This is a genomic window from Corynebacterium accolens, from assembly GCF_023520795.1.
Classification (GTDB): domain Bacteria; phylum Actinomycetota; class Actinomycetes; order Mycobacteriales; family Mycobacteriaceae; genus Corynebacterium; species Corynebacterium accolens.
Window position 1 is genome coordinate 2,236,824 of record NZ_CP046605.1, and the last position, 22,946, is coordinate 2,259,769.

18 protein-coding genes and 1 tRNA gene are annotated in these 22,946 nt (G+C 57.8%); 12 read left to right on the forward strand and 7 right to left on the reverse strand.

Annotated elements, in window-relative coordinates; translation table 11 throughout:
* Window positions 1-18: 18 nt before the first annotated feature.
* Together CACC_RS10545 and CACC_RS10550 are read left to right on the forward strand one after the other, a co-directional pair.
* Window positions 19-1,761 (forward strand): ABC transporter ATP-binding protein, encoded by a 1,743-nt coding sequence (locus tag CACC_RS10545; RefSeq protein WP_005279363.1) that lies wholly within the window; start codon window positions 19-21, stop codon window positions 1,759-1,761.
* On the forward strand, window positions 1,761-3,725 hold the full coding sequence (locus tag CACC_RS10550; RefSeq protein WP_005279359.1) for an ABC transporter ATP-binding protein: 1,965 nt from the start codon (window positions 1,761-1,763) through the stop codon (window positions 3,723-3,725). Before CACC_RS10545 ends, CACC_RS10550 begins: the two co-directional genes overlap by 1 nt.
* Window positions 3,726-3,743: 18 nt before the next feature.
* Here CACC_RS10550 and CACC_RS10555 read toward each other — a convergent pair whose 3' ends face one another.
* The 3 genes from CACC_RS10555 to CACC_RS10565 all read right to left on the reverse strand — a co-directional run bounded on the left by CACC_RS10555 (window position 3,744) and on the right by CACC_RS10565 (window position 5,582).
* Window positions 3,744-4,286: a hypothetical protein gene (locus CACC_RS10555; RefSeq protein ID WP_005279357.1), complete on the reverse strand. Its 543-nt coding sequence runs from the start codon at window positions 4,284-4,286 to the stop codon at window positions 3,744-3,746.
* An 83-nt stretch (window positions 4,287-4,369) separates the two neighbouring features.
* Complete coding sequence (locus CACC_RS10560) at window positions 4,370-5,014, reverse strand: DUF6114 domain-containing protein (RefSeq protein WP_005279355.1); 645 nt, start codon at window positions 5,012-5,014, stop codon at window positions 4,370-4,372.
* Window positions 5,004-5,582: a DUF6230 family protein gene (locus CACC_RS10565; RefSeq protein ID WP_005279354.1), complete on the reverse strand. Its 579-nt coding sequence runs from the start codon at window positions 5,580-5,582 to the stop codon at window positions 5,004-5,006. Before CACC_RS10565 ends, CACC_RS10560 begins: the two co-directional genes overlap by 11 nt.
* A 400-nt stretch (window positions 5,583-5,982) precedes the next feature.
* On the opposite strand from CACC_RS10565, the gene CACC_RS10570 reads away from it, so the two are divergent.
* The 9 genes from CACC_RS10570 (at window position 5,983) to CACC_RS10610 (ending at window position 18,463) form a co-directional block, all read left to right on the forward strand.
* Window positions 5,983-7,038, forward strand: coding sequence for an oxygenase MpaB family protein (locus CACC_RS10570; protein WP_005279353.1), 1,056 nt, complete (start codon window positions 5,983-5,985; stop codon window positions 7,036-7,038).
* A gap of 77 nt (window positions 7,039-7,115) precedes the next feature.
* The gene (locus CACC_RS10575; protein WP_035108522.1) at window positions 7,116-8,702 is read left to right on the forward strand and encodes a succinic semialdehyde dehydrogenase; all 1,587 of its coding nucleotides are present in this window, start codon (window positions 7,116-7,118) and stop codon (window positions 8,700-8,702) included.
* 168 nt (window positions 8,703-8,870) lie between these two features.
* Window positions 8,871-9,677, forward strand: a complete 807-nt coding sequence (locus CACC_RS10580; RefSeq protein WP_005279351.1) for an FAD-dependent oxidoreductase — start codon at window positions 8,871-8,873, stop codon at window positions 9,675-9,677.
* Window positions 9,674-10,576 carry an oxygenase MpaB family protein gene (locus tag CACC_RS10585; protein ID WP_005279350.1) on the forward strand — a complete coding sequence of 301 codons (903 nt, stop codon included), beginning with the start codon at window positions 9,674-9,676 and terminating at the stop codon, window positions 10,574-10,576. The genes CACC_RS10580 and CACC_RS10585 overlap by 4 nt, the downstream gene beginning before the upstream one ends.
* Window positions 10,577-10,681: 105 nt before the next feature.
* A complete protein-coding gene (locus tag CACC_RS10590) occupies window positions 10,682-13,726 on the forward strand; it encodes a (Fe-S)-binding protein (protein WP_005279349.1) in 3,045 nt (1,014 codons plus the stop codon).
* A gap of 34 nt (window positions 13,727-13,760) precedes the next feature.
* A complete protein-coding gene (locus tag CACC_RS10595) occupies window positions 13,761-15,068 on the forward strand; it encodes a cation:proton antiporter (RefSeq protein ID WP_005279348.1) in 1,308 nt (435 codons plus the stop codon).
* A 75-nt stretch (window positions 15,069-15,143) separates the two neighbouring features.
* A complete protein-coding gene (locus tag CACC_RS10600) occupies window positions 15,144-15,794 on the forward strand; it encodes a DUF1707 SHOCT-like domain-containing protein (RefSeq protein WP_005279347.1) in 651 nt (216 codons plus the stop codon).
* 49 nt (window positions 15,795-15,843) lie between these two features.
* Window positions 15,844-17,079, forward strand: coding sequence for a pyridoxal phosphate-dependent aminotransferase (locus CACC_RS10605; RefSeq protein WP_005279345.1), 1,236 nt, complete (start codon window positions 15,844-15,846; stop codon window positions 17,077-17,079).
* Window positions 17,080-17,335: 256 nt separating this feature from the next.
* A complete protein-coding gene (locus tag CACC_RS10610; RefSeq protein ID WP_167530829.1) occupies window positions 17,336-18,463 on the forward strand; it encodes a YibE/F family protein in 1,128 nt (375 codons plus the stop codon).
* Here CACC_RS10610 and CACC_RS10615 read toward each other — a convergent pair.
* Window positions 18,460-19,782: a UDP-glucose dehydrogenase family protein gene (locus CACC_RS10615; RefSeq protein ID WP_005279342.1), complete on the reverse strand. Its 1,323-nt coding sequence runs from the start codon at window positions 19,780-19,782 to the stop codon at window positions 18,460-18,462. The two genes, CACC_RS10610 and CACC_RS10615, sit on opposite strands and share 4 nt — an antisense overlap.
* Before the next feature lie 36 nt (window positions 19,783-19,818).
* Window positions 19,819-20,388 (reverse strand): dCTP deaminase, encoded by a 570-nt coding sequence (gene dcd, locus CACC_RS10620; protein ID WP_005279340.1) that lies wholly within the window; start codon window positions 20,386-20,388, stop codon window positions 19,819-19,821.
* A 63-nt stretch (window positions 20,389-20,451) separates the two neighbouring features.
* On the opposite strand from dcd, the gene CACC_RS10625 reads away from it, so the two are divergent.
* Window positions 20,452-20,525 (forward strand) — tRNA-Gly (locus CACC_RS10625).
* Window positions 20,526-20,713: 188 nt separating this feature from the next.
* Here the strand turns inward: CACC_RS10625 and CACC_RS10630 are convergent.
* Together CACC_RS10630 and CACC_RS10635 are read right to left on the reverse strand one after the other, a co-directional pair.
* Entirely contained in the window at window positions 20,714-22,198 is a 1,485-nt protein-coding gene (locus tag CACC_RS10630; RefSeq protein ID WP_005279338.1) for a recombinase family protein, read from the reverse strand.
* Between the two features lie 81 nt (window positions 22,199-22,279).
* Window positions 22,280-22,885, reverse strand: coding sequence for a recombinase zinc ribbon domain-containing protein (locus tag CACC_RS10635; RefSeq protein WP_208854192.1), 606 nt, complete (start codon window positions 22,883-22,885; stop codon window positions 22,280-22,282).
* Window positions 22,886-22,946: the final 61 nt, after the last annotated feature.

Genomic DNA, 22,946 nt, shown 5'->3' on the forward strand with positions numbered 1-22,946 from the left:
CGAAAGAAGCGCAGGTTTATGGATCTAGTCCGACTCCTCTTCACCCGCTCGGCACCGTATACGCCCTATGTCATAGCGGTACTTATCCTGCAGGCGCTGTCCACCGCGGCGACCCTGTATCTGCCATCCTTGAACGCCAAGATCATTGATGAAGGCGTGTCCAAGGGCGATATCGACTATATCTGGCACACCGGCGCGATCATGCTCATCGTGGCCTTTGTCCAGGTCATTACCGCCATCGGCGCGGTGTGGTGCGGCAGCCGCACCGCCATGGGCGTGGGCCGGGATCTGCGCAGCGAGGTCTTCCGCAAGGTCACCACGTTTTCTGCAGAAGATATGAGCGAGTTCGGCACGCCCACCCTTATTACCCGCGGCACGAATGACGTGCAGCAGGTGCAGATGGTCTACATGATGATGCTGAACTTCATGGTCACAGCGCCCATTATGTCCATCGGCGGCATCATCATGGCCATCCGGGAGGACGCCGGATTGTCCTGGTTGGTGTGGGTTTCTGTCGCGGTGCTGCTCGGCACCATCTCCGTCCTCATCGCGCGGCTCATGCCGCTTTTTCGTGCCATGCAGGACAAGCTGGATACCATCAACGGCACCCTGCGCGAGCAGATCACCGGCATCCGCGTCGTGCGCGCCTTTGTGCGCGAGGCCTATGAAACTGAACGCTTTACCAAGGCCAATAAGGACATTACCCAGCTTTCGCTGAAAATCGGCCAGCTCTTTGTCCTCATGTTCCCGCTTATCACCGTCATCTTGAACGTGGCCACGGGCGCAGTGCTGTGGTTTGGTGGCCAGCGCGTGGATGCCGGGCTTGTCGATGTCGGCGGGCTCACCGCGTTCCTGCAATACCTGCTGCAAATCCTCGCCGCCGTCATGATGGGCACGTTTATGGCGATGATGCTCCCGCGCGCCCTCGTGTGCGCCCGCCGCATCACCGGGGTTATAAGCCACGAGCCGTCCATTACCCCGCCGCAAGATACCGTCACCCCGGAAACCATGTCCGGCACCGTTGAATTTCGCAATGTCAGCTTCTCCTATGCCGGCGCGGATGCCCCGGTGCTAGAGGATATTTCCTTTACCGCCACTCCCGGCACCACCACCGCGATCATCGGTTCTACCGGCGCGGGCAAAACCACGCTGCTTTCCCTCATCCCGCGCCTGTACGTTCCGAGCGAGGGCGAGGTGCTTATCGATGCCACCCCCACAACCTCCCTCTCCCGCCCCGACATCGTCAGCCGCGTCTCGCTGGTGCCACAAAAGGCCTACCTGTTTAGCGGCACGGTGGCCTCCAACCTGCAGTTGGGCCGCCCCGAGGCCACCGACGATGAGCTATGGGAGGCGCTGCGCGTGGCACAGGCGGACTTCGTCGATGACTTAGGTATGCCCATCGCGCAAGGCGGTACCAATGTATCGGGCGGGCAGCGCCAACGCCTCTCCATCGCCCGCATGCTCGTGGCTCAGCCGCGCATTTATCTCTTCGATGATTCCTTCTCCGCGCTGGATGTGGTTACGGATGCCAATGTGCACACCGCCATGCACCAGTCCTTTGCCCAGCGCGGCGAGGCCGTCACCACCATCATCGTGGCCCAGCGCGTGGCCTCCATCCAGGATGCCGATCAGATTTTGGTCATCGATAAAGGACGGATTGTCGCCCGCGGCACCCACACGGAGCTGCTGAATTCCTCGGATGTGTACCAGGAAATCGTTAAATCCCAAGAAACCGCTGGAGTAGCTGGAGGCGAGCACTAATGGCTAAAGACACCACCCACCACTCCTCCGCTGAGGAAGCTGAGCTCCAAGAACTTGAGGCCAAGGTTGCCGCCGATGAATGGTCCGGTTCCGCACCGCGCCAGGCCAAGAATTTCTGGCCTTCTGCTAAACGCTTGTTACTACTGCTCATGCCCTATAAACGCATGCTGGCGGTAGTGGCGGCAATGAATATCGTCTGCGTTTTCCTGGCGGTCTTTGCGCCCAAGATCTTGGGCGATGCCATGGACGTCATCTTTTCCGGAGTCATCTCCCGCGAGCTGCCATCTGGCATTTCGGCGCAGCAGGCCATCGACGGCATGCGCGCCCAGGGCCAAGATCAGGTGGCCGATATGGCCTCCGGCATGGATTTCACTCCCGGCGAGGGCATCGACTTTACCCGCTTGGGCACGCTTATCATCGCGGTGATCGCGATGTACATCGTCTCTGCCGCCTTCGAGCTCTGGCAGGGGCTCATCTTAAACCGCCTGACCGTCGACACGGTCTACGAGCTGCGCCAGCGCGTAGAAGCCAAGGTGCATGCCCTGCCGTTAAATTACTTCGATTCCCGCCAGCGCGGCGATATCCTCTCGCGCACCACCAATGACATCGACAATGTGCAACAAGCCCTCCAACAGGCGCTGTCCCAGCTGTTCTATAACATCCTGATGATCCTGGGCATCACCGTGATGATGCTGAGCATCTCTTGGCAGCTCGCCTTGGTGGCGCTCTTGGCGCTGCCGCTGACCGCACTTATCATCGGAGTCATCGGCGGGCGCTCGCAGCGCCAATTCAAAACCCAGTGGCGCGCTACCGGCCAGCTCAATGGCCAGGTAGAAGAGTCCTTCTCCGGCCACGACTTAGGCATCGTCTTTGGCCGCACGGAGGATATGACGCGCCAATTTGATGAGCGCAATGACGAGCTCTTCCGCGCTTCCGCGCTGGCGCAATTCCTCTCCGGCATCATGATGCCCATCATGCAGTTCGTGTCCTACCTGTCTTATGTGGCCATCGCCGTGCTTGGCGGCCTGCGCGTGGCCAACGGGCAGATGACCCTGGGCCAGGCCACCGCCTTTATCCAGTATTCCCGCGAATTTAACCAGCCGCTGGGCCAATTGGGCGGCATGATGCAACAGGTGCAATCCGGCGTGGCCTCAGCCGAGCGCGTCTTCGAATTCCTCGATGCGGAAGAACAATCGCTGGAGACCACAAGCGATGAGTTGGTGGGCCGTGCCCGCGGCCGCGTGGAGTTCCAGGACGTTGCCTTTTCCTATTCGCCGGAGAAGGAGCTTATCACCGGGCTCAACCTGCGCGTAGAGCCGGGGCAAACCGCGGCGATCGTCGGCCCCACCGGCGCCGGAAAGACCACCATGGTCAATCTGCTCATGCGCTTTTATGACATCGATTCAGGCCGCATTCTTATCGATGGCCACGATACCGCCCACATGCCCCGCACCGCCCTGCGCTCCCAGGTGGGCATGGTGCTACAAGATGCCGTCCTCTTTGAGGGCACCATCATGGACAATATCCGCTACGGCCGGCTTGATGCCACGGACGATGAGGTCATCGCCGCGGCCAAAGCTACCTACGTGGATCGCTTCGTGCACTCCCTGCCGGAAGGCTATGACACCGTCATCGACCAAGATGGCGGTGCCATCTCCGCCGGCGAGCGCCAGTTGATTACCATTGCCCGCGCCTTTTTGGCCCAGCCCGCACTGCTCATCTTGGATGAGGCGACCTCGTCCGTGGATACCCGCACCGAGGTGCTCGTCCAAGAGGCTATGAATGCCCTGCGCGCCGAGCGCACTTCCTTCGTCATCGCCCACCGCTTGTCCACCATCCGGGACGCTGATTTGATCTTGGTGATGGAAAACGGGGGCATCGTCGAGCAAGGCTCCCACGAAGAGCTGCTGCGCGCCCAGAGCACTTATTGGCGCCTGCACCAATCGCAGTTCAACGATTCTTAAGGGAGCGCTGCTGCATGATTACCTCACTGTGAGTTGGACTTGCGGGGCGTGCAGATTCGCGCCTTGCAGGTTAACCAGCTCCATGGTGACGTCTTGCAGCGAAATGCGCTCCATCAGGGGATTGGGAATAGGGGCATCGGGGACTGCGTGCGGAGCAGGAACGCCCAACTGATCAAGTACGGCATTGATATCCTCGTTGTCCAAATCCACGTTCACCGGAATGGTGGGATGGTCTACCACCGCGGGGGTTGTCTGCAGCCCGGTCGCCAGCACGGTTACTGGTCCATCAGTAACGGTGGTTTCCACATCACCGGTAGTCAGTTTTCCCTGTCCCACAACACTAGGAAGGGTAAGGGCGAGATTTCGCGCAGCAAGTTTATCACCCACCAGCTTGAGCGCTCGCTGCTCGCCCTGTGCCGTTTGCACCGTAACAAGCGAGGCTGTCACGTTTCCGGTCAGCGTGACATTATCAGCGGTGACAGTACTAAGTTCAGACTGTGCCAAGGCCAAATCTTCCTGCGCGCGGGTTTTCTCAGGATGGTTGACCACGCACACTGCCATAAAAACGCAGAGCACCGCGAGCGCACTTGCTTTTAACGCGCGAGGGGAAGGGCCTTGCGATAGCGAGACTAGTCTGAATAGCCTCATGCGGAAACCGCCACCTCTTTCGCCTCGGACTTTTTCTTATTCGACACCTTCTGCCGATCCTGCGGCTGCCAAGCAAAGGCGAGTGCACCGCCGATAATGCCCAACAGGCTACCGATGAGAAAGCCGCCAAGGTTTGAGGTGGGCAGCGCGATAATGGCTACAAGTATGCTCAAAACACCCAAGTAAGTCGAGGTCTCTTGCCTAAACCAGGAGCCTAAACCAAACATGATAAGTGCCGCGCCAATGAGCAACGTCGAAACACCAGAAACCGTAGAAATCATCACCAAAAGATCAGAAATACGCACAGTAATATAGGCGGGCGCGGCGATGGCGATTCCAGACAGGATAAGTAGCAGTCCACCGGCAAAGGGGCGGCGCTTGCGCCAGTGCTTAAACCGCTTCCACCGGCTCTGCTTGGTTGCTACTTGGGCAATAGCTTCGTCGTTCGCCATAGAAGCATGAGCCTCATTGGCACTTTTGACTGCGTCCGCCACCGACTGCGAAGGCTCTTTTGCCGCGTTGCCCGCCGCACTTGCAATCCCAGCAGTTCCTTCCATAGATTCAGCGGTTTCGGCACCATTATCGGGGTCAGTCACCGCAGGCATGCGCAAAGTCTCATCATCAGAGGACTTAGCAGGCATTGTTATTGCTTCCCCTCTTCACTGTCACGGTCACTCCGGAAGCAGCGAGCTTTTCCGCTCCGACCGAGGTCGTTCGAATATCATCTGCGCTCAAGGTCACCTTCTGCGCATACAGGCCCCATGAGCCTGGATCTGCTTTGTCATTAACCTGACTTGCATCGACTCCCACGTTGGCGTTGGTCAGATCCAGCTCTCCCTTAATGTCGGTCGCACCGACCAATAGGTTTCTGACCTCCACGCTGTCATCTCCGTTCGCACGGAGAGCAAAGGTGGTCTCGCCCACACCAGGAACATCCGGAAGATTGGCGGATAAGCATAGGTTAGAAGCCACGGCATGTTCGAACTTCAAGCGTGCGGCCGGAATGGTTTCCTCTCCCATTTGATCTCTATCAACAAAGATCGACAGGCCTTCACCTTCAAGGTGGCTCATATTTACCTTAAAAAAGGTTCCCGATAGGGCAATATTGGCAGTTAAACCACCCTGGGCTACCGCAAAACCTGTAACGCCGAATGCCGCGAGACCTGCAGCCAGAGCGGCCGCAAACTTTGGAATGCTTATTCTGCCCATGAAGGCACCTTTCTTTGAAAGATTACAAAGCGAAGAAACACGCCTAAAGACATCGTTTCTTCCCTGTCACCGGTGACCCATTTAAATAGGTCCCCAGTTTCCGTCTCATCCAATGCGAAAGCATCTCCGAAGGAAACATAAATCCTTGTGAGCTCTTCCAAACGACAGCACTAAATGAGATACAGAACACAAAGACTAAGGGGTTATTGCCAAGATCGCAATCCTCGACCCTAGGTTTGCCGTACAAAATCTTGGAACTCTAAGCGGTTCAAGCCAGTACACTGGTCATATTTAACCCACCTCACTACACCCCCAAATTTGTGGTTTAGACAACAGTACAAATGTGGCATGTGTTACGCTACCCAGCATTCAATATCAGTCGAAACTAGGGAGGACTAAAATGTCCAACTCGCTTAATACCAGTGCATACCAAGCTCCAGAGGACAACGACCAGAACAACTCCGCTGCCCCGAGCAAGGAAAAGGAGTCGAAGCGCGAACTCCGGCGCGCCCCCTTAGGTCCAGATTCCCTGCTGTGGAAGTGGGGATCGGATAACCGCCTGCAGCTGCTGCGCGGATATACCGGCATTTTGCAGAATATGCACCCGGCCATCGGGCAATCCCTGCTGGATCACTCGAAGTTCTTCGACGAGCCATTCGCCCGCCTGCAGCGCTCCACGCCACAGATTATTCAGTCCATCTATGACGACGGGGACATCGGCGAGCGCATCCGCGATTATCACGTCACCATTAAGGGCACACTGAAAAATGGCGAGCGCTACCACTCTCTAAATCCAGAGACCTACTACTGGGCACATGCGACCTTTGTCTACCGTGTCATCTACGCACAAGACCTTTTCGGCACCCCCTTCACCAAGGAAGAGCGCGACCAAATCGTCCGCGAAGGCGTGACGTGGTGGGATAAGTACGGCATGTCTGAGCGTCCGGTCATCGATAACTACGATGACTTAATCAAATACATGGACGAGATGGCAGATACCGTCCTCGAACGCAATGAGACCGTTGACTTCGCACTACGTACTGCACGCGTAGAACCAGTCAAGGCTCCGGAAGGTGTTCCAGAGGCCGTGTGGAAAGTTATCTGGAAGCCGATTATGCGCAGCGCCATCTGGTTGACGGTGGCCACCTTGCCCCAGAAGTACCGCGATATCTTGGATCTCAAGTGGTCCAAGCGCGATCAAAAGCGCTTCGACCGCATTGCCAAGTCCGTCCGCTTCATCATGGATCACCTGCCAGAGGACAAGCGCTACATGGAGCCGGGTCGCTCCCTGATGATCAAAAACGGCATGATCGAGGGCAAGTACAAGGAGCCGAAGAAGATTCAAGGCTACAACGCCGCCCAGGCTAAGGACTCTGCGGCCACCGCAGAATCTACCGACAAGCCGGATTCCGATGATGCAGTAGCCGCACGCCGTGCAGCCGGCTGTCCATTCTAAAACACACCGGCTTCCTCATTGTTCGTGGGCTTTAAGCTCACGAACCTTTTCATTAATCTCCCTGGAGCGTGCATTACATGTCTTTACCCCGCCGACTACAAGAACGGCCTTTGCCACAGCATTTACTGACCGAACTGCAACATCTCACCACCAACTACTCCACCGGTTCGCTGGATAAAGGCGAACACCAAGCGGTCCATTCCCCTCTCTTCGAAGAAGAATTGGGGTGGGTTGGAGTAGGTTCCGAAGAAGACGTAGATGAAGCTTTCCGTCGTTCACGCCAAGCCCAAATGCTCTGGGCTGACACTGACGTTAAGCAACGCGTAAAGGTAATGAAGCGCTTCCATCACCTCGTGGCCAAGAACCGCGAGCTGCTGGCGGATTTCATCCAGCTGGAGACCGGTAAGGACCGCACGGCCGCCTTTGATGAAGTACTCGATGTACTGAACAACGCGCGTTATTATTCAAATAATGCGCCAAAGCTACTTGCTACACAGAAACAGCCAGGTGCATTTCCATTCATTACTAAGACTCGCCTACAGCGGGTTCCTAAGGGTGTTGTAGGGCAAATCAGCCCGTGGAACTATCCATTAGCGCTGGGCATTTCCGATGCCGTTGCGGCACTGCTTGCAGGCAACGGCATCGTGGCCAAGCCCGACGGCTCCACGCCGTTTTCTAACCTGATTTCCCTCTATCTCTTAAAGGAAGCAGGACTGCCGAAGGATCTGCTACAGATCGTCACCGGTTCCGGCCGAGTCGTCGGTTCCGCCATCGCTGAACGCTGCGATTACCTGATGTTTACCGGCTCTACCAAGACCGGCAAGATTTTGGGTACCACCGTAGGCGAGCGCCTTGTTGGATACTCCGCAGAGCTGGGCGGAAAGAACCCGATGATCATCGCGCCGGATGCAGACATCGATAAGCATATTGACACCATCGCTACCGCCTGTTTCTCAAATTCGGGCCAGCTGTGCGTTTCGATCGAACGCATCTACGTTCCCGAAGCCATCTTCGATCAATTCATTACCGCATTCCGCCGAGCAACCGAATCCATCAAACTTGGCTCTGGTTTGAACTGGGACTACACGATGGGTTCGCTCATCAGCCAAGATCAATTGGATGTAGTGCAGCACTTTGTCGATGACGCAGTAAACAAGGGTGCAACCGTTATTACCGGAGGCAAGCCCCGCCCGGATATCGGCCCCTCTCACTTTGAACCCACGGTACTCACTGATTTGGGCGATGGCACCGAGCTTGCAGAGCAAGAGGTCTTTGGTCCAGTGGTATATGTGCAACGCGTGCGCGATGTCGAAGAGGCAATCGAACAGGCAAATAAATTGCCCTATGGTCTAAACTCCTCCGTATTTGGCCAGCCAGAGACCGCTCAGGCCATCGCTGAGAAAATCGATGCAGGAAGTGTGACTATCAATGATGGCTACGCTTCAACGTGGGCCTCGATTTCTACCCCACTGGGTGGCGTCAAGGAATCTGGCGTTGGTCGCCGCCACGGCCACGAGGGCCTGACTAAGTACACGGAAGCAAAAAATATCTCTTCCCAAAGGATCATGCCGATGCGCGGGCCAAGCTGGCTACCCAATAAGTATTACGGCACCCTGCTGAGCTCCGCATTGCGTTTAGGAAAAGCCCTGCACTTCCTACCTTAAGCGCTCGCCATAGCACCCAGGAACCACTCAACCCTCAGTAACGTACTTCACATTCCATAGCTTTGTGTGTACTATCGCAACTTATTCACGAAATGTGACCTACTGACTACATAAAATTCACACCATACAGCGGCCAGTAAGCGCCCTGCGAAACTCGAAAGGAACAGCATGTTCAAGCCATACCGTCGGCCGACTGTCGCAGTGGTTGGCGCCGGAGTAGCTGGATGCGCCGCGGCTTCTGAATGCGCATTCTCAGGATTCGACACCGTTCTTTTTGAACAAGAACCACATATCGGTGGTCATTTCAATTCTGCTCTAGCCACTGAGGTATCCCGGAAATACCACTTCCGTACGCCGTACCTCCGCCTCACTAGGACTGACGGCTCACCGGCTTCTGTCATTCGCCACCTTGAAAAGGCTGTCGAGGCCAGTGGCGCCGAGTTCCGTGGTTCCACCGAAGTTACCGGAGCTGAATTCGACCGCGCAGAAGGACAATGGGAAATTTCCTACCTCAGTGATTCCGGCCAGGAAACCCAAGCATTCGATGTCCTGATCCGCGCCACCGGTGAGGCGTCCCCGTGGATTTCCGTTCCGGGACGTTCGAAGGCAAATGTCGACGATATGTACCTCCACCACGGTGTCGAGGTCTTTGGACTTCCTAATGCCCTCTTCGTCGACGGCCCTACCCCGCGTGATTCCTACCTCAAACGCCGCCCATTGGCTGTTATCGAGGCCCGTGCGGATCACTGCCGCCGTTACGTTCGCCAACTCGAAATTCGTGGACCCGGAGAACTAACGGTCAAGCATGATAAGTGGTTGGTCCAACCCGGAACTGTACGCGGAATCCGCGAAGTGCTCGCGGGGTTCGATGCACCAGCCCATAATTTCAAGAGAGCATCCAACTACGCCTCTGAATCCGCCTCATCAGAACGCCAGACTCAACAAAAGTCCGCTACTGCCCTTAAGGAGGCATGATGACCACTCTGAGCAATCCTGAAAGCACTGTAAACGATCAGATGACCCAAGCGTCCGATACCAATACGGAAAACCTGCCTGAGTTGGGTCCAGATTCCATCCTGTGGCAGCGCTTTGGTGACTGGCGCTCGGCATTCGTTGCCCTGTCCGCTGGTCTATTACAGATTACCCAGCGCGACGTCAGCCGTTCCTTGGTGCAGCACTCCAACGTCTTCGATAACGAGGTTGCACGCCTTGTCCGCTCCGCCTTCCCGATCATCCGCACGATCTATGAAGGACCCGAAGTCGGCATAATGATTCGTGATTTCCACAAGGACATCAAGGGAACCCATCCAGATGGAAGCCGCTACCACCCACTGAATCCGGATGTTTACTACTGGGCACACGCCACCTTCGCTGCTATGCCGTACCAGCTGGCCGGCAACTTCATGGATCCCTTAAGCCCAGAGGAACGCGAACAGCTCTTCCAGGAAACCCGTACTTGGTATACCTTCTACGGAGTTGCAGAGCCGGATGATGCACCAAAGACGTACGCAGAATTTGAAGAGTACTTGGACCGCATGATCGATACCCTCGATATCAGCGAGACCATCGAGCGCTCCCGCATTATCAACGGCCTTACCCTTGACCCCCCAGACCCTAAGGTGCCCAACTGGCTGTGGAAACCCATCGCACCCTACGCATCCCGACTGCTGCTGTGGGTTGCTATCGGTATGATTCCAGACAAGTTGTGCAGTAAACTTGGCTGGGAGTGGACTAAAAAGGACGAGCGCAAGCTGAAGATTTTCTCCCGTACTGTACGTGGTATCTTCTCTGTCCTCCCACGCAAAGCACGCATGGTTCCTATTGCTACCCGCGCATTTGAAAAGGCTGAAGCCGAAGGCGGCTTCCACTATTAAAACCATTCCCCTTCACTCATTGGTATTGAATACTGACTCCCAGATTCACGGCTTTAGGCCTTAAGGTAGATAACAACGTGGAGTATCAGTAGTGAAGGAGCACGAATGACCACCGTGTTCGGTTGGATTGCTATAGCCGCATCGATTCCGGTGTGGCTATACTTTTTCGCCCGCGTCGGGGCGCTCATTAAGTTCATCCGCTCGGGCGGGCCCACCCAACTAGAGCGCACCAATAGCCCCGTAAAACGCCTCGGGCGCGTAGTGGTAGAGGTCTTCGGCCACACCCACTTCAAGGGCAAACCACTGGTCAACGCTGCCCACTGGTTAGTCATGGTGGGCTTCTTATTCGGCATCCTGGTCTGGTTTGAGGCCTATATCCAAACCTTCGCCCCGGATAAAGGGTGGCCGGTCTTAAGCACCTGGCCGGTCTATCACTTCGTGGAAGAAGTGCTCGGCATCGGCACGGTGCTAGGCATCTGCTTCCTCATCGGCGTGCGCCTGAAATTAGGCGATACCGAGCGCGGCAGCCGCTTTTTCAACTCCCAAACGGCGGCCGCCCGCTGGGTGGAGGCCATCGTCTTCATCGAGGGTCTCAGCATGCTCCTGGTCAAAGCCTCCAAGATCGCGGCCTTTGGTCACGGTTCCGCAGTCGCGGATTTCTTCACCCTTCACCTGGCCAAAGCACTGCCTGAATCCCCGGCACTGGTTAGCTTCTTTGCCCTGGTCAAGCTACTTTCCGGGCTCCTATTCATCTTCTTTATTGCCCGCAAATTCCAGTGGGGTGTCATGTGGCACCGCTTCATGGCGTTTTTCAATATCTTTTTCCAGCGCAATACTTCTGGAGAAAAGGCGCTCAAATCCCTGCCTACCCCGGACTTGGAAGAAGAGATCACCCCTGGCAGCTGGAAGATGCTGCTGGATTCGACCGCCTGCACCGAGTGCGGCCGCTGTCAGGAGCTGTGCCCAGCCTGGAATACCGATAAACCGCTTAGCCCCAAAAAGGTCATGATGGACCTGCGCCAGGCCGCGCTGGATAATTACAACCCGCACGAGGGCCTCGATGTGCTCTCGATGGCGGGCGTCATCGACGATGATGTCCTGTGGTCTTGCACCAACTGCGGTGCCTGCGTGGACCAGTGCCCCACCGATATCGAGCACATTGACCATATTGCGGACCTGCGCCGCTTCAAGGTCTTGGCGGAATCCGATTTCCCATCGGAGCTCACCGGCCTATTTAAGAACATGGAGACCAAGGGCAACCCTTGGGGCCGTAATAATTCCGAGCGCCGCGCCTGGATCGATGAAGCGCGTGCCGATGGCATCGAGGTACCCATCATTGGCGAGGACGCCACCGATTTCTCCGATATGGAATACCTCCTCTGGGTAGGCTGCGCCGGTGCCTATGACGACAATGGCCGCCGCACCACCCGCGCCGTCGTGGATCTGCTGCACACCGCTGGCGTGAAGTTCGGCGTGCTTTCTACCGGCGAGACCTGCACCGGCGATCCCGCCCGCCGCGCCGGCAACGAGTTCTTGTTCCAAATGATGGCGCAACAAAACGTTGAAACACTCAACAACGCTTTCGAGGGCGTGCCGGAAGGCCAGCGGAAAATCATCACGACCTGCCCGCACTGCTTTAATACCATCCGCAATGAATACCCGGACTTTGACGGGCATTTCGATGTCTTCCACCACACGCAGCTGCTCAACCGCCTGGTGCGCGAGAAACTGCTGCAGCCGATTCCGCGCACCCCGGAAAACCGCAAGCCCATCACCTATCACGATCCGTGCTTCTTAGGCCGGCACAATAAGGTCTTCGATCCCCCGCGCGAGCTTCTCCAGGCCACGGGCGTGGAGCTGCGCGAGATGGACAAGTCCCGCGATGAAGCCTTCTGCTGCGGCGCCGGTGGCACGCGCATGTTCATGGAAGAAAAGCTGGGGTCTCGCATCAATGAGTTCCGCACGGAGCAGGCACTGGAGACCGGCGCCGAGGAAATCGCCACCGGCTGCCCGTTCTGCAATGTCATGATGACCGGCGGTGTAAAGTCTTTGGCCACCGAATCCACCCCCACCACCCAGGTCAACGACGTGGCCACCATGCTGCGTAACTCCATTTCCCTGGATGACAAGGGCACCCTTCCAGAACCCCGCCCCAAGGCTTTCTTGGGCACCCCAGTACGCCACCGCGCGGCTTCAACCACCACCCCCGATGCCCCCAAGGCGCCCGCGCCTGCCGATGCCCCCTCCTCTACCAACACCCCCACTGCCGCGACGCCACCTGCTGCGCCCGCCGCTCCAGCAGCCCCATCCGCGCCTTCGGCACCGGCAGCTCCAAGCGCGCCCTCTGCCCCAGGCGCTCCCTCCGCTAAAGCGGCTCCTCCAGCCCCCGGTGCTGCTGCGCCATCGGCACCATCGGCGCCAAAGGCTCCTTCTACCCCGGCTGCTCCCAAGGCTCCTTCGGCTCCCAACGCACCCAGTGCACCAACCGCCCCCAGCGCGCCGCAGCCCACTAATACCTCGGCGGTGCCCACTCCACCTGCCGCACCGGGTGCCCCCTCTGCGCCCAGCGCGCCAACCCCACCGAGCGCTCCCACACCGCCTGCGGCTCCTAAGACCCCTGCTGCTCCTGCCGCCCCAGGTTCTTCTTCGGCATCTAGCGCCCCTGCAGCTCCGAACGCTCCAGCAGCGCCAAGTGCTCCAACGGCTCCGAATGCCCCAACTCCGCCGGCTGCTCCAAGTGCGAAGGCACCCGCGGCACCCCAACCGCCTCGTACCCCGCAGCCACCGGCTGCACCGGAAGCGCCAGCTGCGCCGAAACCACCTGCAGCTCCACAGCCGCTGGAGGCTCCACACGCTTCCAAGGCACCACAAGCTCCGGCAGCACCAAAGCCACCGCGCGCTGACAAGAACCCCGAAGCAGCAGCGCCACCCGCACCGCCTGCACCCCCTGCCCCGCCAGCCCCGTCGGGTCCACCGGCTCCACCGGCATCGTCCACGCCGCCTGCTCCGCCTGCGCCACCGGCATCGTCGACGCCGCCTGCGCGACCGGCACCACCGGGGACGTCGGCAAGCGCAGAGCCTCCCAAGGCCCCCAAGCCACCTAAACCGCCGGAGCCACCCACACCACCGAAAGACGCGAATACCGAGTAGGCATGTGCAGGGGTGAGTGCGTACGCTGTGATCCATGCATTTAGATGTGGGATGGGCTGCGGATACTGTTGTTCTCGCAGCAGGTGCGACGGAAAACACCACTAGCCTCGTTTCCTTTGCCTGGATCATGCTTGCGGCGCTACTGGCGCCGATAGTGTCGTTCATGTTGGGCAACCGGCTGCCGGCCGTTGCCCTTTTGATCATCTTTGGCATGGTCATCGGCCCATCGCTTTTGGATGTCGCCCATGAGGATGCTGGCATCAGCATGCTGAAAGAGCTGGGTGTTGGTGCGCTCTTCTTGCTCGCAGGTTTTGAGATCGAGATTTCTACGCTCAAGACCAAAGAGGCGGGAACTGCGCTATCCACCTGGCTTATCTGCCTAGTGGCCTGTGGCGTTGGTGCATACTTCTTGGTCGATAATGTCCCTGGCGCCATCGTGGTAGCACTCGCGCTGACGTCCACAGCACTGGGAACGCTGCAACCAATGTTGAAACAGGACCGCGTGCTCGAGACCAAGGTGGGCAAATCGGTCATGATTCACGGCGCTATTGGTGAGGTCGCCCCCATTACCGCGATGGCGCTTTTGCTCAGCACGCGCTCCACGTGGACCACGCTGCTGATTATGCTCGCGTTCATCGGCATCGCCGTGGCTGTTGCCATCATGCCGGCAGCCATTGCCACGACGATTCCGTGGGTTAAAGCGGCGTTTATCTCCGGTGCAGGGTCCACCAACCAGACCATTTTGCGTCTGATCATCCTGATCCTTGCCACCCTCATGGCCGTCACGGCGGTCTTTGAGCTCGACATCGTGCTTGGTGCCTTCGCCGCCGGCATCATCTTGAACCGCATCATTCCGGATGAGTTCCATCGCCGGCTGGAACACCGCCTCGATGTGGTCTTCCACTCCATGCTCATCCCGGTTTTCTTCGTGGTCTCTGGCATGACGATTAGCTGGGATACCATCGCCAATAATCCGGGGAAGGTGCTGGGCATCCCGGCGCTTATTCTCGTTACCCGCGGCCTGCCGGTATTCCTGCGCGAGAATGTGGGCCACACCGGCTCCGAAATTGAAACGGTGCGCGAGCGCCTCCAAGTCAGTTTGTACACGGCGACCGGCCTGCCGATCATCGTTGCCGTAACCTCGCTGGCGGTTAATTCGGAATTGATGAAGCAAGAAACCGCTTCGATCTTCGTCGCCGGTGGCGCATTGACCGTTGCTATCTTCCCGTTCCTGGCCAACTTGGTGGGAAGGAAAGACTCCAAGACGGTTGATGAATCCGATCCACAGAAGAAGTCCGATTCTAACGAGGACGATAAGGAAGAAGAGTCGCAAGAGCTCTAATCTGTGCACTCCACGCTAGAAACCATGCCCTGCCACCGCGGCAGGGCATATTCTTTTTGAATTAGCTTGTCTATTATGGTGGCTGTGACTAATAGCTACGGATCCTCCCCCTATGACCGGACACTGCGTCTATCTGATTCAGAGCGCAACGATGCCCTGACCGATTTAGCCCGCGCAGTGGGCGAAGGCCGCCTATCGATGACCGAGTTTGAGGAGCGCTCCGATAGCGTCATGCAGGCCGTCACCCAGAAAGACTTGGCACCGATCTTTAGCGATATTCCTGCGACCGGCTCGCAAGAGGTAAAGATCTACTCCCAAGGCGATGTAGACCGCGCCTATACTGCCGCGAAGAAGCCCCGCATCGCTACGGCGCTGACCAGCTCGGTGGTGCTGCTCACGGCATCGCCCACTCTTGTCATGCTCAGCGCCACCATGAATAGCCCCTGGTTGCTGGCGGGCGGCGCGGTAGCCGCAGCGCTCATCCCCATCGTGTGGATCCTGTTGTACGTGGCCAAGGTGGGCCCGCAATCCTGGCATGCCCCCTCGGTGCGGCAAATTGAGCGCCAACAGCAGCGCGAAATCCGTGCGCTGACGGCACACGAGCGAGCGCACCAAAAAGAATTAGAGAAGAAAATGTGGGCCCAACGCCGCCAGCAGGCCGGAGAAATTACCGGTCAGGCTATGGAAATGGCGAAGAAACAAATCAGCAAGTGGAATAATAAATAGCGCTGAGGTGCGCTGCAATATTTCTTAGCGCTGTGAAAGATGGCACAATATGGCCATGACTTCTCCCAAACCCCGCATCTTTGACCAGTCCGAAAAATTAAAGGGCATCGCTTACGATATTCGCGGTGAGGTCTCAGCGGAAGCGGAGAGAATGGAACTGGACGGCCACACCATCCTCAAGCTCAATACCGGCAACCCCGCCGTCTTTGGCTTCGATGCACCCGATGTCATCATGCGCGATATGATCAGCGCCTTGCCCACCTCCCAGGGCTATTCCACCTCTAAAGGCATTACCTCGGCCCGGCGGTCCATCGTCACGCGCTATGAGCTCGAGGACTTCCCGCATTTTGATATCAACGATGTCTTCTTGGGCAATGGTGTATCAGAACTTATTACCATGACCACCCAGGCGCTGCTCAATAACGGCGATGAGATCCTTATCCCGGCGCCCGATTACCCGCTGTGGACCGCAGCAACCTCGCTGGCCGGAGGCACCCCGGTGCACTACCTGTGCGATGAAGAAGACGACTGGAACCCATCCATCGAGGATATTCGGTCCAAGGTCACCGAAAAGACCAAGGCCATCGTGGTCATCAACCCCAATAACCCAACGGGTGCGGTGTATTCGCGCGAGGTCCTGCAGCAAATCGTGGACATCGCCAGGGAGCACAACCTGCTGATTTTGGCCGATGAGATTTATGACCGCATCCTGTATGACGATGCGAAGCATATCTCCATCGCCTCGCTGGCCCCTGATCTCTTGACCTTTACCTTTAATGGCCTATCCAAGGCCTACCGCGTCTGCGGTTACCGCGCAGGCTGGATGGTCATTACGGGCCCGAAGCACCATGCGCATGGGCTTATCGAGGGCCTCGAATTGCTGGCCGGTACCCGCCTATGCCCGAATGTTCCCGCACAACACGCCATCCAGGTGGCGCTGGGCGGGCGCCAATCCATCTACGAGCTCACCGGGGCTGGGGGACGATTGCTGCGCCAGCGCGATATCGCCTACGACAAGATCAATGAGATCCCCGGGGTGTCCGCGGTAAAGCCCAAGGGCGCGCTGTACCTCTTCCCGCGCCTGGATCCCAATGTCTATGAGATTCACGATGATTCCAAGCTCATGTTGGACATCCTCAAGGCCGAAAAGATCCTCATGGTCCAAGGCACCGGCTTCAACTGGCCGCACCCGGATCACTTCCGCGTGGTCACGCTGCCCTGGGCTTCCCAGCTGGAAAACGCCATCGAGCGCTTGGGCAATTTCTTGGTAAGCTACCGCCAATAGCACCCCAGCAGGCGATTGGTAATTGCAGTAATAATCGTTCACAATACACCGTATGGGACGGCATTCCTCGGTTTCTAATTCCGCATCGGACTCGGCTTCGCGGCATCGGCAAGCGCAGCGTCGATCTGGGTCCAGCGGGCACGCGCCAGGCCAGTCGGCGTTGGAACGCCTAAATCCACGTCAGCTGACGCAGGAGGTATCCGGCCACCCGTGGCGCGTTGGCCTGGTCACTGCCATCGGTACGGCCCTTGTCGCCATGCTGATTGGCCTCGTCCTGCTGTGGCCCTCTAGTGCTACCTCAGAGCACACTTCGGAGGAGTTCGAGTCCACCTACGCGCTGAACCACCCGCAGGTTGAGGCAACAGTGGAAAAGACCGACCATTCCGCGTGCCAATCGGAGCAGACCGGCCTGGCCTTCGATACCCCGCCGCTGATTCCGGAAAAGGAAGAGGTGGACTGTGACCGGGCGCTGGTGAAGATCACCTCCGGCGAGGACGAGGGAAAGATGACCCAATTGGTCACCTACGGCAACGCGGGCGACCCAGAATTGCAGCCGGGCGATAATATCGTGCTCTCTAAGGCCACCGATCCCACCGGATCCGTCTCGTATGCCTTTGCCGATTATCAGCGCAGCAATAGCCTCCTGCTGTGGGGAGTGGTCATCGCTATTGTCATCATCGCTTTTGCGGCCTGGCATGGGGTGCGCGCGATCATCGGCTTGGGGTTGAGCCTTGGCATCGTCTTTAGCTTCCTCATCCCAGCGCTCATCGCAGGCACCAATCCCTTGTGGGTGGCGCTCGCTGCCTGTACCGCCATCATTCTCCTTGCCGTTCCCCTCGTCCACGGCGTGAATTGGAAATCCGCCTCCGCAGTGGGCGGTTCCCTGACCGCGCTCGCCATCGCCGCGTTCCTTGCGTGGGCGGCCATCGATAGTTCGCAGCTGCAAGGCTATAGCTCCGAAGACAACCTCAAGCTGCTGCTGTATATGCCCAATGTGTCCATCCTGGGCGTGCTGCTGTGTGGCTTCGTCGTCGGCGCATTGGGCAGCCTTGCCGATGTCGCCATCGCCCAAGCCTCCACCATCACCGAGCTGCACGAATCCGATCCCGCGGCCTCACCGCTCGAGCTTTTCCTATCCGCCATGCGGGTCGGCCGCGACCACATTGCCTCGATGGTCTATACCCTCATTTTGACCTATACCGGCGCCGCATTGCCCCTACTCCTGCTCATCACCGCCGCCGAACGCCCCGCGGGGCAAATTCTCAGCAGCGATCTCGTCGCCACCGAGCTCCTGCGCTCCGGCGTCGGCGCCATGGCGCTGACCCTCGCGGTACCGATTACCACGCTGATTGCCGCGTTTACCGTCCCGTCACACCGCCGTTAGAGCGTGCGGCCCAGCGCCTGAATCTTCCAACCGGCGTTGGACCAAGCCGCAACGTCGAGCACATTGCGGCCATCGATAATGTGCCTATTATCCACGAGCTCGCCAGCCTCGTTCGGATCCAGCTCCTTAAACTGCTGCCACTCGGTGGCCAGGATGACCAATTCCGCCTCCCGCAGGGCGGATTCCGTATCGGCGGCATAGTCCAAGGTGGGGAAAACCTTCTTGGCGTTGTCCATACCCTCGGGGTCATAGACGGTCACCGCGGCACCCGCCAAGGACAAGGACCCAGCAACCGAGAGCGCCGGCGAATCGCGCACATCATCCGAATTGGGCTTAAAAGCACAGCCCAGCACGGTAACGCGGTGACCCAATAGGGAGCCATGGAAGGCTTCTTTAGACAGGTCCACCATGCGGTCGCGCCGGCGCATATTAATCGCGTCCACCTCGCGCAAGAAGGTCAGGGCCTGATCGGCGCCGAGCTCACCGGCGCGCGCCATAAAGGCGCGAATATCCTTAGGCAGGCAACCACCGCCAAAACCCAGGCCCGCGCCGAGGAACTTGCGACCAATGCGCTTGTCTATGCCAATGGCATCCGCCAGCGCCACCACATCTGCCCCCGCGATCTCACAAATCTCAGAGACCGCATTGATGAAGGAAATCTTGGTGGCCAAAAAGGCGTTGGCGGAGACTTTTACTAACTCTGCGGTCTGCAGGTCGGTCACGATGAAGGGCGTATCCTGCGCTAACGGCTGCGCGTAGATCTCGCGGGCAAGCTCCTCCACACGAGATTCCGATTCACGGGTTCCAATCACGATGCGGTCCGGGGTGATGGTGTCGTGCACCGCATAACCCTCGCGCAAGAATTCCGGATTCCACGCGATCTCCACGCGAGTTCCCTCGGACGCTAAACCGTCCGCAAGTTCCTGGAGTTCCGCCGCCGTGCCTACCGGAACGGTGGATTTGCCGAAGATAACGTGTTCCCCGCGCAGCTTGGGTACCAAGTCCGTGATGACAGCCTTGACATAGGTCATGTCTGCCGCATAGGAACCGCGGCGCTGCGGGGTTCCCACGCCGAGAAAGTGCACGTCGGCAAACTGTGCGGCCTCCTCATAATCCGTGCTAAATCCTAAGCGCCCAGCAGTGATATTGCGCTCGAGCACCTCCGGCAGCCCCGGCTCGAAGAACGGAACCTTGCCCGATTGCAAGACGGAGATTTTATCTTCGTCTACATCGACACCTAAAACTTCATGCCCCAACTCCGCCATGCAGGCGGCGTGGGTAGCACCCAAGTAACCGGTGCCAATAACAGTCATCCGCATAAAACCTCATCCTAGGGATTTTATGTAAATACCAGATTAATCCCTGCGGAAGTTCAGGTAAGACTTTGATGGCGTTGGCCCGCGCTGGCCCTGGTATTTCGATCCCAAGGCACCCGTACCGTACGGACTTTCCGCCGGCGAGGTCATCTTAAAGATAGCAAGCTGGCCCACCTTCATCCCCGGCCACAGCGCAATGGGCAAGTTCGCGGTATTGGAGAGCTCTAAAGTAATGTGCCCGGAAAAGCCGGGATCGATAAAGCCCGCGGTGGAGTGGGTCAGCAGACCCAGCCGCCCCAGCGACGACTTTCCCTCCAGCCGTCCAGCCAGGTCAGCCGGGAGGGTGAATTTCTCCAGCGTGGCACCAAGGACAAACTCGCCGGGGTGGAGAATAAAAGATTGCCCCTCTTCTACCTCCACCAAGGTGGTCAGTTCCGGCATCTCCGCCTTGGGGTCAATGTGCGTATAGCGGGAGTTATTGAATACCCGGAAGTACTTATCCAAGCGCACGTCAACGGAAGAAGGCTGGATAAGCTCACTATCAAAGGGCTCGATGCCCAGCTCTCCGGAATCAACGGCGGAACGAATATCACGATCTGAAAGAAGCACGGACCCAATTCTACTCAATCCCCTACCTAAGGTGTATAGTAGGGAAAGCGCATTTAGCGCAGTGCCGACGTAGTTTAATGGTAGAACTGCAGCTTCCCAAGCTGCTGGCGCGGGTTCGATTCCCGTCGTCGGCTCCACTATAACCTCGCATTTGATGAGGCTGGGGTTGCGTTTGGCGAGTATCCCCTTGGGGGTCTAAATTTCGGCGAGCGTTGGCGAGTTTACGTTTTACCTAGTCAGAGCGGTGGCGGGTTGAGCAACAGCTAACTATGGACATGAAAATGCCCGCCCTCATATGAGGCGGGCTCGGCTACCCGGAATAGTTCTATAGGTCGACGCTAATAGCGCGCCCGTCACGGAAGAAAAACTTGATGGCCTCTTCCCTGACGGTGGTTTGGTCGATGAGGGCTGTCCACTGGGTTGGCTGGAATGTGCTGACCGGCGCTCTTGAGAGTTGGTCGTACGCGGCAAGCAGCGCGTTGTGTTTGACTTGGCGCTCGTTGCTCTGCGTCTCCAGGTTCTTCAATCGATCGGTGGCGTGGTTGTAGTCGGTCTCGATGCGTTTGATCTGCTTGGTGTACTCGTCTTGGTCGGTCGCAACATGCTGGTTGTGTGCCACCATCGCAGTGAACGCGGCTTCTAGTTCAGCCTGCCGTTCGGCCAGGTCCTCCCGCTCGGCTTCGAGTTGCTTGGTGTCGAATACCGCTGCGAGGTCTTCACGAAGGCTCGGCGCCTCGAGGGCGGGGCCAAGTTGTGACAGCGCGGTCAGGAAGGCGGTCTTGATCTGGTGGTCACGTAGCGTGGGAGTAGCGCAGACCTGGTCGCCTGCGTGTTTGTTGTTACAGTGCCACACGGTGTGTTTGTTCGTGGTCGATGACCAGGTTTTACGTCCGTACCAGCCGCCACAGTCGGCGCATTTCAGGCGGGAAGAGAACAGGTGGAGTTTCGAGCCGCTTCCTTCCCCGTGACGGGTGGCTAGTTCGTATTGAACTTGATCCCGCACCTCAGGGCCGATGATTGGTGCGTGGTTTCCGGTGACGTAGTACTGGGCAACCTCACCATCGTTACGCTTGATGGTCTTAGTCAAGAAATCAGCAGTGTACGTCTTCTGTAAGAGGGCGTCGCCTTTGTATTTCTCGTTCGACAGGATCGAACGGGTCGTGGTGACGTGCCATGTGGTTTTTCCGCGTGGCGTCAAGTGTCCTTCTGTTTCGAGGGTGTCTTTGATTTCGCGGATGGATTTGCCTGCCAGGAATAGGCCGTAGATTTCACGCACCACAGGGGCTCGTTCTTCGTCGATGGCAAGGTTGCCGTCCGCTCCTTTCTTGTAGCCAAGCAAGGATTTGTAGGGCACCATGACTTTCCCGTCCACGAAGCGCTTACGGTGCCCCCAGGTGACGTTTTCGGAGATGGAGCGGGATTCTTCCTGCGCGAGGCTGGACATGATGGTGATGAGTAGTTCGCCTTTGGAGTCCAGCGTCCAAATGTTTTCTTTCTCGAAGTAGACCTCCACTCCCCGGTCTTTGAGCAGGCGAACGTGAGTGAGCGTATCAACAGTGTTACGGGCGAACCGGGAGACGGATTTGGTGATGATGAGATCAATCTTGCCGTCCAGGGCATCGGTGATCATCTGTTTGAAGCCTTCACGGTGTTTCGTTGAGGTTCCGGTAATGCCTTCATCGGTGTAGATACCGACGAGTTGCCAGCCTGCATGCTCGTTGATGTATCTGGTGTAGTAGTCGACCTGGGCGTGGTAAGAGGATTGTTGCTCTTCCAGGTCTGTGGAAACCCGAGCGGTAGGCGGCGACACGCTTAATAGCCTGCAGCGCCTCACCCTCGGATGCGCCACCGCCAAGCGGTCTGGTGGCGGGGATGGTTGTGACGGTGCGGGTCATCGTAGGTGTCCTTTCTCGTCCAGGCCGGTGGTGATGGTGGTGCCATCCTTCAGCGTGATGTCGAGCCGATCGGGATACGCGTGGATGACGTCGAGGTGCTCTGCGACGGCGCTCTCATCGAAACGCTCGAGATCGAGGATGTCTGTCATGAGGTTTTCGCGCATGGTTTCGCGCAAGTTGTGGCTCCCGCACGAGTTGCCGTGTCCTTTGCAGGCGTTCCAGCAGCGCCAGAATTTGTAGTCGGGCATGGTGGCACGTGTGCGGGTTTTGCGTTGATAGTTCCACCCGCAGGCTGGGCAGGTGATCTTGCCAGTGAAGCACCCGGTGTTTTTCGATGGGGTTGCTGCCAGGCCGTTTTCTCGACGGCGGGAGATCTCGGCTTGCACCGCGTCAAACGAAGCCGTAAGATCTCTTTTATGGGGAAGAAAGACGACACGCAAGAACTCCCCAACCTCAAATCTGAGAAGGTTGAGGGATTCAGCTTCGTCGAGTCCGGAACGATCTCCGCGTATCAGATGACGTATGACCGAATCTTCTGGGATCTCGATCATGCGCTGTCTGAGCTTGCCGGTCCGCAGATCGATTTTGCGAACCTTATTCACGCTGCTGCTCACCTTCGACTCGTATGAGAGTGTCTAATGGTTTGTGTGTGGGAACCTAACC

Excerpts from the sequence above, each read along its gene's own strand:
- CACC_RS10545 (WP_005279363.1), top strand. The coding sequence starts at position 19 with ATGGATCTAGTCCGACTCCTCTTCACCCGCTCGGCACCGTATACGCCC.
- CACC_RS10550 (WP_005279359.1), top strand. The coding sequence starts at position 1,761 with ATGGCTAAAGACACCACCCACCACTCCTCCGCTGAGGAAGCTGAGCTC.
- CACC_RS10555 (WP_005279357.1), bottom strand. The coding sequence starts at position 4,286 with ATGGCAGTGTGCGTGGTCAACCATCCTGAGAAAACCCGCGCGCAGGAA.
- CACC_RS10560 (WP_005279355.1), bottom strand. The coding sequence starts at position 5,014 with ATGCCTGCTAAGTCCTCTGATGATGAGACTTTGCGCATGCCTGCGGTG.
- CACC_RS10565 (WP_005279354.1), bottom strand. The coding sequence starts at position 5,582 with ATGGGCAGAATAAGCATTCCAAAGTTTGCGGCCGCTCTGGCTGCAGGT.
- CACC_RS10570 (WP_005279353.1), top strand. The coding sequence starts at position 5,983 with ATGTCCAACTCGCTTAATACCAGTGCATACCAAGCTCCAGAGGACAAC.
- CACC_RS10575 (WP_035108522.1), top strand. The coding sequence starts at position 7,116 with ATGTCTTTACCCCGCCGACTACAAGAACGGCCTTTGCCACAGCATTTA.
- CACC_RS10580 (WP_005279351.1), top strand. The coding sequence starts at position 8,871 with ATGTTCAAGCCATACCGTCGGCCGACTGTCGCAGTGGTTGGCGCCGGA.
- CACC_RS10585 (WP_005279350.1), top strand. The coding sequence starts at position 9,674 with ATGATGACCACTCTGAGCAATCCTGAAAGCACTGTAAACGATCAGATG.
- CACC_RS10590 (WP_005279349.1), top strand. The coding sequence starts at position 10,682 with ATGACCACCGTGTTCGGTTGGATTGCTATAGCCGCATCGATTCCGGTG.
- CACC_RS10595 (WP_005279348.1), top strand. The coding sequence starts at position 13,761 with ATGCATTTAGATGTGGGATGGGCTGCGGATACTGTTGTTCTCGCAGCA.
- CACC_RS10600 (WP_005279347.1), top strand. The coding sequence starts at position 15,144 with ATGGTGGCTGTGACTAATAGCTACGGATCCTCCCCCTATGACCGGACA.
- CACC_RS10605 (WP_005279345.1), top strand. The coding sequence starts at position 15,844 with ATGGCCATGACTTCTCCCAAACCCCGCATCTTTGACCAGTCCGAAAAA.
- CACC_RS10610 (WP_167530829.1), top strand. The coding sequence starts at position 17,336 with ATGCTGATTGGCCTCGTCCTGCTGTGGCCCTCTAGTGCTACCTCAGAG.
- CACC_RS10615 (WP_005279342.1), bottom strand. The coding sequence starts at position 19,782 with ATGCGGATGACTGTTATTGGCACCGGTTACTTGGGTGCTACCCACGCC.